The 7,227-nt window shown below is 75.7% G+C and carries 10 protein-coding genes; 9 read left to right on the forward strand and 1 reads right to left on the reverse strand.

The features are described 5' to 3' along the window. The 9 genes from PYV61_RS17810 to PYV61_RS17850 all read left to right on the forward strand — a co-directional run. The coding region (locus PYV61_RS17810; RefSeq protein WP_275834093.1) for an OB-fold nucleic acid binding domain-containing protein at positions 1-545 on the forward strand (545 nt) is incomplete at its 5' end. A gap of 246 nt (positions 546-791) precedes the next feature. Beyond that, positions 792-1,724: an ROK family protein gene (locus PYV61_RS17815; protein ID WP_275834095.1), complete on the forward strand. Its 933-nt coding sequence runs from the start codon at positions 792-794 to the stop codon at positions 1,722-1,724. Next, positions 1,721-2,098: a VOC family protein gene (locus PYV61_RS17820; protein WP_275834097.1), complete on the forward strand. Its 378-nt coding sequence runs from the start codon at positions 1,721-1,723 to the stop codon at positions 2,096-2,098. The genes PYV61_RS17815 and PYV61_RS17820 overlap by 4 nt, the downstream gene beginning before the upstream one ends. 6 nt (positions 2,099-2,104) lie before the next feature. Continuing rightward, positions 2,105-2,572, forward strand: a complete 468-nt coding sequence (locus PYV61_RS17825; protein WP_275834099.1) for a DUF1579 family protein — start codon at positions 2,105-2,107, stop codon at positions 2,570-2,572. A gap of 157 nt (positions 2,573-2,729) precedes the next feature. Further along, complete coding sequence (locus tag PYV61_RS17830; RefSeq protein ID WP_275834101.1) at positions 2,730-3,068, forward strand: hypothetical protein; 339 nt, start codon at positions 2,730-2,732, stop codon at positions 3,066-3,068. A 136-nt stretch (positions 3,069-3,204) separates the two neighbouring features. Beyond that, on the forward strand, positions 3,205-3,936 hold the full coding sequence (locus PYV61_RS17835) for a hypothetical protein (protein WP_275834103.1): 732 nt from the start codon (positions 3,205-3,207) through the stop codon (positions 3,934-3,936). Between the two features lie 9 nt (positions 3,937-3,945). Beyond that, on the forward strand, positions 3,946-4,326 hold the full coding sequence (locus tag PYV61_RS17840) for a cupin domain-containing protein (RefSeq protein WP_275834105.1): 381 nt from the start codon (positions 3,946-3,948) through the stop codon (positions 4,324-4,326). A 2-nt stretch (positions 4,327-4,328) separates the two neighbouring features. Next, the gene (locus tag PYV61_RS17845; RefSeq protein WP_275834107.1) at positions 4,329-4,871 is read left to right on the forward strand and encodes a YaeQ family protein; all 543 of its coding nucleotides are present in this window, start codon (positions 4,329-4,331) and stop codon (positions 4,869-4,871) included. Between the two features lie 103 nt (positions 4,872-4,974). Next, positions 4,975-6,387 carry an HD-GYP domain-containing protein gene (locus PYV61_RS17850; RefSeq protein ID WP_275834109.1) on the forward strand — a complete coding sequence of 471 codons (1,413 nt, stop codon included), beginning with the start codon at positions 4,975-4,977 and terminating at the stop codon, positions 6,385-6,387. A 6-nt stretch (positions 6,388-6,393) separates the two neighbouring features. Here PYV61_RS17850 and PYV61_RS17855 read toward each other — a convergent pair. After that, a partial coding sequence (locus PYV61_RS17855; RefSeq protein ID WP_275834111.1) for a HAMP domain-containing sensor histidine kinase occupies positions 6,394-7,227 on the reverse strand: 834 nt, incomplete at its 5' end.

The raw sequence follows: 7,227 nt of genomic DNA on the forward strand, positions 1-7,227 counted from the left end.
TTCGGCGGCGCGCGGCGGTGTGGCGCCTGCTGGAGGCCGAGCGCGGCGACGCGGGGCCGCTGGCGCCGCGCGTGCGCGCGCCCGACGTGCCGGCCGTCGTCCCCGCCATGACGCCCTACGAGCTGACCGAGGCCGACTACCGCGTCACCGGCGTGTCGCTGCTCGGCCACCCGATGGCCCACCTGCGCGCGCCGCTCGTCCCCAACGGCGTGCGCACCGCGCGCGACGTCGTGCGCGACGGGAGGGACGGCGAGACGGTCGCGGTGGCGGGGCTGGTCATCTGCCGCCAGCGCCCGGGCACGGCCAAGGGGTTCGTCTTCCTCACCCTCGAGGACGAGACGGGGACGATCAACGTCGTCGTCAACCCCAAACGCTTCGAGCGCGACGCGCTGCTGATCTCCACCTCGCCGCTGGTGCTGGTGCGCGGGCGGCTGCAGGTCGAGGGGACGCCGCCGCACGTGGTCGTGAACGTGCGCGCCGAGCGCTTCCGCCGGCTGGAGGCGCCGGTGGGGGCGGAGCATGCGCGGAGTCACGACTTTCGCTGACGGCCGGGGGAGGCGAGCTTCGGGTACTGCGAGCTCGGGTACTGCGAGCTCGGGTACTGCGAGCTCGGGTACTGCGAACTCGGGTACTGCGAACTCGGGTACTGCGAACTCGGGTACTGCGAACTCGGGTACTGCGCGTTCTGCCCCACCCGCCCTCGCTTCATCCGAGTTCGCCCCTCCCGAATTCGCCCTTCCCGAATTCGCCCTTCCCGAACTCGCCCTCCCCGAACTCGCCGTATCGACACCATGCGCATCGGCATCGACCTGGGCGGCACCAAGATCGAGGGGATCGCCCTCGCCGACGACGGCGCGATCGTCGCGCGCCACCGCGTGGCCACGCCGAAGGGCTACGACGAGACCGTCGCCGCCGTGGCCGCGGTGGTGGCCGAGGTGGAGCGCGCGGCCGGCGCGCGCGGGGCGGACGCCGCGCCCGTCGGGATCGGGATCCCCGGCACCGTCGTCCCCGCCACGGGGCTGGTGAAGAACGCCAACTCGGTCGCGCTCATCGGCCGCCCCTTCCCCGCCGACGTCGAGGCCGCGATCGGGCGCGCCGTGCGCGTGATGAACGACGCCAACTGCTTCGCCATCTCCGAGGCCGCCGACGGCGCGGGCGCGGGCGCCGACGTCGTGTTCGGCGTCATCCTCGGCACCGGCGTGGGGGGCGGCGTGGTGGTCGGCGGGCGGTGCCTCGTGGGGCCCAACCTCATCGCCGGCGAGTGGGGGCACAACCCGCTCCCCTGGCCGGCCGACGACGAGCGCCCGGGGCCCGAGTGCTACTGCGGGCGCCGCGGCTGCATCGAGGCGTTCCTGTCGGGGCCCGGGCTGGAGCGCGACCACCGGCTGCACACCGGCGAGTCGCGGCGCGGCGACGACGTCGGGCGCGCGGCGGCCGCCGGCGACGCCGGCGCGGCGGCGACGATGGCGCGCTACCACGACCGGCTGGCGCGCGCGCTGGCGAGCGTCATCAACGTGCTCGACCCCGACGTGATCGTGCTCGGCGGCGGCGTGTCGAACGTCGACGGGCTCGCCGACGCGGCGCGCGCCCGCCTGCCGCGCTACGTGTTCTCCGACGCCGTCGTGACCCGCGTGGCGCGCAACGCGCACGGCGACTCCAGCGGCGTGCGCGGCGCCGCCTGGCTCTGGCCCCTCCGCGCCACCGCCCGAGCGGGCGACCCATGAGAGAGCACGCCACCCCGATCCTCCCCGCGCGCGACATCCGCGAGGCGCGCGACTTCTACCAGCGCCTGGGCTTCACGGCCGGCTACTTCGACCCCGACGCGTCCAACGGCTACGTGATCCTGCGCCGCGGCGACGTCGACGTGCACTTCTTCGCGCACCGCGAGGTCGAGCCGACGACCAGCCACGCCGGCTGCTACTGGTACGTCGCCGACGCCGACGCGTGGCACCGCGAGTTCTCGGCGCTCGGCCTCCCCGACCGCGGCATCCCGCGCCTCACCGCGCCCGAGGACCGCCCGTGGGGGATGCGCGAGTTCGCGCTCGTCGACCCGAACGGCAACCTCGTGCGCGTCGGGCACCCCCTCCCCGCACCCTGAACGCCCGTGACCCCCGCCGCCGACACCCCGCTCGCCGCCCTCGCCGGACGCTGGACCGGGAGCAGCCGCCTCGTGCTCTCCTGGGAGACGCCGTCGGAGTACACCTCCGACTCGACCGCCGAGGTGACGGTGGTCGCCGGCGGCCGCTTCGTGACGATCGCCTACACCTGGACGCACAAGGACCGGCCGCGCGAGGGGTTCCTCCTCGCCGGGCGCGAGACCAAGACCGAGGTCGCGCACGCGTCGTGGGTGGACTCGTACCACCAGCGCGAGTTCCCCATGACGAGCCGCGGGACGGTGACGGCCGACGGCGGCATCGACGTCCTCGGCAGCTTCCCGGCCGGCGACGGGCCGGACTGGGGGTGGCGCACCGAGGTCACGCCGACCGCCGACGGGTTCGCGATCCGCATGTACGTCATCCCCCCGGGCGAGGCCGAGCAGATCGGGTTCGAGAACGTCTACACCCGGGGCTGATGCGTCCGCGCGACGGCCAGCGGTTTGCGAGACGGGGCGGGCATGACTCCCCCGCGCCCCTTCACGGCCACGCGCGCCGGCCGCGTGCTCTTCTGGCTGTCGCTGCTCGCGCTCCCCGGCTGCGTCGTCTTCACCTGCCGGATCTGAGCCCCGTCCCATGGACCTGCGCATCTGCCACGCGATCGGCGAGCGGGCGCTCCTGATGTTCGGGTACAAGGGGACCGTCCGGGTCGCCGAGCCGCACCTGTACGGGCGCAACACCGCCGGCCACGACGCCCTCAGCGCGTGGATGCGCCCCGGGTGGAGCCGCACCGACCCCGAGGGCGGGTGGCGGATGTTCCTGGTCGCGGAGCTGGAGGCGATCTCGATCCTCCCCGACGGCTTCGGCGGGGCGCGGCCGGACTACAACCCCGACGACCCGCATTTCGTCGAGGTCTACTGCCGCGTAGATTCCGCCGCACGTCCGACCACATCCATCACCGCGGAGGCCCCATGACGACCGACACCCCCTGCTGCTGCTGCGGCTGCGAGATCTGCTGCTGCGACTGACCCGCGACCGACCGCGTCGCGGAGCCGTGAGAAGTCGCGCCCGCCCGTTGTGGCCGGCGCCGGCGGGGGGGAAGGTTGACGCCATGCGACGTCACCTCCTCCCCGCCCTTTGCGTCCTGGCCGCCCCCCTGGGCGCGCAGGTCGACACCCGGATCGACACCGTCCGCGCCGGCGACCCGCGCCTGGCCACCCTCGGCCTCGCGCCGAAGGCCGACACCGTCGACAACTGGTTCGTGAACGCCGCCGGCGAGCGCCGTCTGGGCGTCGTCTACGTCGAGACGGTCACCGCCACCCCGGGCGGCTTCCTGGTGGTCGAGCACAACCGGCGCCCCGACGGGCGCACGCTGACGCTCGACAGCATCGAGGTGGACGCGCGCACGCTGGCCACCCGGTGGCACGCCGACGTGACGCCGCGCGGCGGGCGTCACGTGACCTTCGCCGGCGGGCGGGTCACCGGCACCGCCACCGACAGCGCGGGGCGCGCGACCCCGGTCGACGCCGCGGCGCCGGCCGCCATCGACTACAGCGTGCAGGGGCTGGTGATCCCGCGCCTGCCGCTGCGCGAGGGCTACCGCGCCGTCGTCGAGACGTACGACGTGACGCGCGGTCCGCAGGCGGTCGCGGTGCGCGTGGTCGGCGCCGACACCGCCGCGGGGCGCCCGGCGTGGCAGGTCGAGCTCGACTACGGCGGCTTCCGGGCGACGCAGTGGATCGACCGCGAGCGGCGCCGCACGCTGCGCACGCGCGTGACGCGCCCCGGCATGGAGCTGGTCGCGGAGCCGCGCCCGGTGGCGGCGGGGGGGCCGGGTGCGTAGCCTCCACGCATGCTCCCAGTCATCGACCTCGACGCGGAATTCGCGCGGCTGACCGACTTCTGGTCGCCGCGCGTCGTCGCCCGCGTGAACGACCAGTACGTGAAGGTGGCCAAGCTGCAGGGCGAGTTCGTGTGGCACGCCCACGCGGAGGAGGACGAGCTGTTCCTCGTGCGCCGCGGCCGGCTGGTGATCCAGCTGGAGGACGGCGCGGTGACGCTGGAGCCCGGGCAGTGCGTGGTCGTCCCGCGCGCCGTGCGCCACAACCCGATGGCCGCCGAGGAGTGCTGGGTGGTGCTGGTCGAGCCGGTGGCGACCACGCACACCGGCGACGTCGTGGTCGAGGGGCGCACGCGCTCGATCGCCGAGCAGCTGGCCGGGCGCGAGCGCTGACCGTGGCCCTCACCGCGACCGTCTACACCTTCGACGTGCAGCTCTCGCACGTCGACCGCGGCGTCTACGAGACGCTGTCGGTGCGCGCCGCGCGCCACCCGTCGGAGACCGAGGAGTACCTGCTCACGCGGCTGCTGGCCTACTGCCTGGAGTACCGCGAGGGGATCGGCTTCACGCGCGGGCTCGCGGAGCCCGACGAGCCGGCGGTCGAGGTGCGCGACCTCACCGGGGGGCGCACGGCGTGGATCGAGGTCGGGAGCCCCGACGCGGCACGGCTGCACCGCGCGAGCAAGGCGTCGCCGCGCGTCGCGATCTACACGCACCGCGACCCGGCGCAGCTCCTCCGCCAGCTCGACGGGCAGAAGATCCACCGGGCCGAGCACGTCGAGCTGTGGGCCGTCGACCGCGAGCTGCTGGCGGCGCTGTCGGAGCGGCTGGAGCGGCGGATGGCGATCGACGTCGCGGTGACCGACGGGCAGCTCTACGTGACCACGGGCGGCGAGACGCTGGAGGGGGAGGTCACGCGGCACGCGCTGCCGTCGTGACCCGGGGCTGAGGCGGCCGCGCCACAGGCGGCGCCGGGGCCACACCCCAACCCGTTGACGCGGGCCCGGTTACGACTGACGAGCCCGGCGCGTCCCCGGGCATATGCGCCCCACGCGCCCGACCCCCGTCACGCCCGCCACCGCGCGCCCCGCCCCCGCGGCGGGCGCGGTGCAGCTGTCGCTGTCGGAGGTGCTGACGGCGCTCTCGCACGCGCTCGACCTCACCGAGGGGCAGCCGCTCGGGCACACGGTGCGCACCTGCCTGATCGGGATGCGCCTCGCCGAGGAGCGCGGGCTGCCGGCCGCCGAGCGCTCGGCGCTCTACTACGCGCTGCTCCTCAAGGACGCCGGCTGCTCCAGCAACGCGGCGCGCATGACGGCGCTGTTCGGCGCCGACGACCGCGCGATCAAGCCGCGCATGAAGCTCGTCGACTGGCACCGCCGCCTGGGCCTCGCCGTCGAGACGTGGCGCTGCACCGCGCCCGCCGGCTCGTTCCGCGACCGGCTGCGCCACTTCGCCGAGATCGCGCGCACGCCCGACGTGACGCGCGACCTGATCCAGGTGCGCTGCGACCGCGGCGCCGAGATCGCGCGCCGCCTCGGCTTCCCCGACGCGACCGCCGACGCCGTGCGCGCGCTCGACGAGCACTGGAACGGCGGCGGCTACCCCGACGGGCTGCGCGGCGACGCGATCCCGCTCGGCGCGCGCATCGCCAACCTCGCGCAGACGCTCGAGACGGTCGCGCGCACGCACTCGCCGGCCGACGCGCTGCGCCTCGCGCGCCGCCGCCGCGGCACCTGGTTCGACCCGGCGCTGGTGGACCACGTGCAGCGCTGGCGCCGCGACCGCGTGTGGTGGCGCGCCGTGGCGACCCCGGACGCCGAGTTCGCGGCGTCGACGCTGGAGCCGGTCGACCAGCGCCGCACCGTGGACGACGTCGGCCTCGACGAGGTGGCGCGCGCGTTCGCCGAGATCATCGACGCCAAGTCGCCGTACACGTACCGCCACTCGGCCAACGTGGCGACCTTCGCCGAGCGCATCGCCGGGGCGTGCGGCATGGACGCGGCGGCGCGCAAGCGCGTGTGGCGCGCCGGCATGCTGCACGACGTCGGGAAGCTCGGCGTGTCGAACGCGATCCTCGACAAGCCGGCGCGGCTGACCGACGAGGAGCGCGCGGCCGTGGCCCAGCACCCGCGCTTCACCTGGGACATCCTGACGCGCGTGCGCGCCTTCGCCGACTTCGCGCGGCCGGCCGCGCTGCACCACGAGAAGCTCGACGGCTCGGGCTACCCGTGGGGGCTCGACGGCGACGCGCTCGACGACTCGGCGCGCGTGCTGGTGGTCGCCGACATCTACGAGGCGCTGACCGCCGACCGTCCGTACCGCGCCGGGATGGACGCCGGGCAGGCGCTGGCCATCATGGACGTCGACCGCGGCACCAAGCTGTGCCCCCGCGCGCTCGACGCGCTGGAGGCGGTCGTCCACTCCGGGCTCGGGGTCGCCGAGGCGGCCTGACCGCCGTCAGCCGCCGAGCGGCAGGCGCACCACGAAGCGCGCGCCGCCGGACGGCGCGTCGGCGACGCGCGCCGTGCCGCCGTGCGCGGCGACCAGCTGGTGCACCACGCTGAGGCCGAGCCCCGTCCCGGCCGCCCCGTCGGCCGCCGTCTCCAGCCGCGCGAACGGCGCCCACACGCGGTCGCGCTGCGCCGCCGGGATCCCCGGCCCCTCGTCGTCGACCACCAGCACCACCGCGCGCCGCTCGACCGCCGCCGCGAGGCGCACCGTCTGCCCCTCGCCGCCGAACTTGATGGCGTTGTCGAGCAGGTTGAGCAGCACCTGCCGCATCAGGTCGGGGTCGAGCGGCACCTCGCACCCCGCCGGCGCGTCCACCGCCACGCGCGCCGAGCGGGCCTGCGCCATCGGCGCGACGAGCGCCGCCACCTCGTGCGCCAGCTCGCCGACGTCGGTGCGGCGCGGCACCACGCGCAGCGCCTGCTGCTCGCCGCGCACGTGCAGCAGCAGGTTCTCGGTGAGCGTCGTCAGGCGCCGCCCCTCGCGGTGGATCGCGTGCAGCCAGCGGCGCGCCTGCTCCGGCGACTCGGCGCGGCCGAGCAGCATCGTCTCGCTCAGCGCGGTCACGTGGGCGAGCGGCGTGCGCAGCTCGTGCGACACGGTGGCGACGAACAGCGCGCGCGTGCGCGACAGCTCGCGCTGGCGCCGCACCGCGGCGAGCGCGGCCAGCGCCAGCGCGCCGCGCCGCGCCAGCTCGGCGCCGAGCACCAGCGGCTCGCGGCCGAGCGGGGTCGACGCGGCGACCAGCGCCGACGCGCGCCCCGCCGGGAGCGCGACCTCGAC

Source organism: Roseisolibacter sp. H3M3-2 (assembly GCF_029211165.1).
In the GTDB taxonomy this organism is placed as follows: domain Bacteria; phylum Gemmatimonadota; class Gemmatimonadetes; order Gemmatimonadales; family Gemmatimonadaceae; genus Roseisolibacter.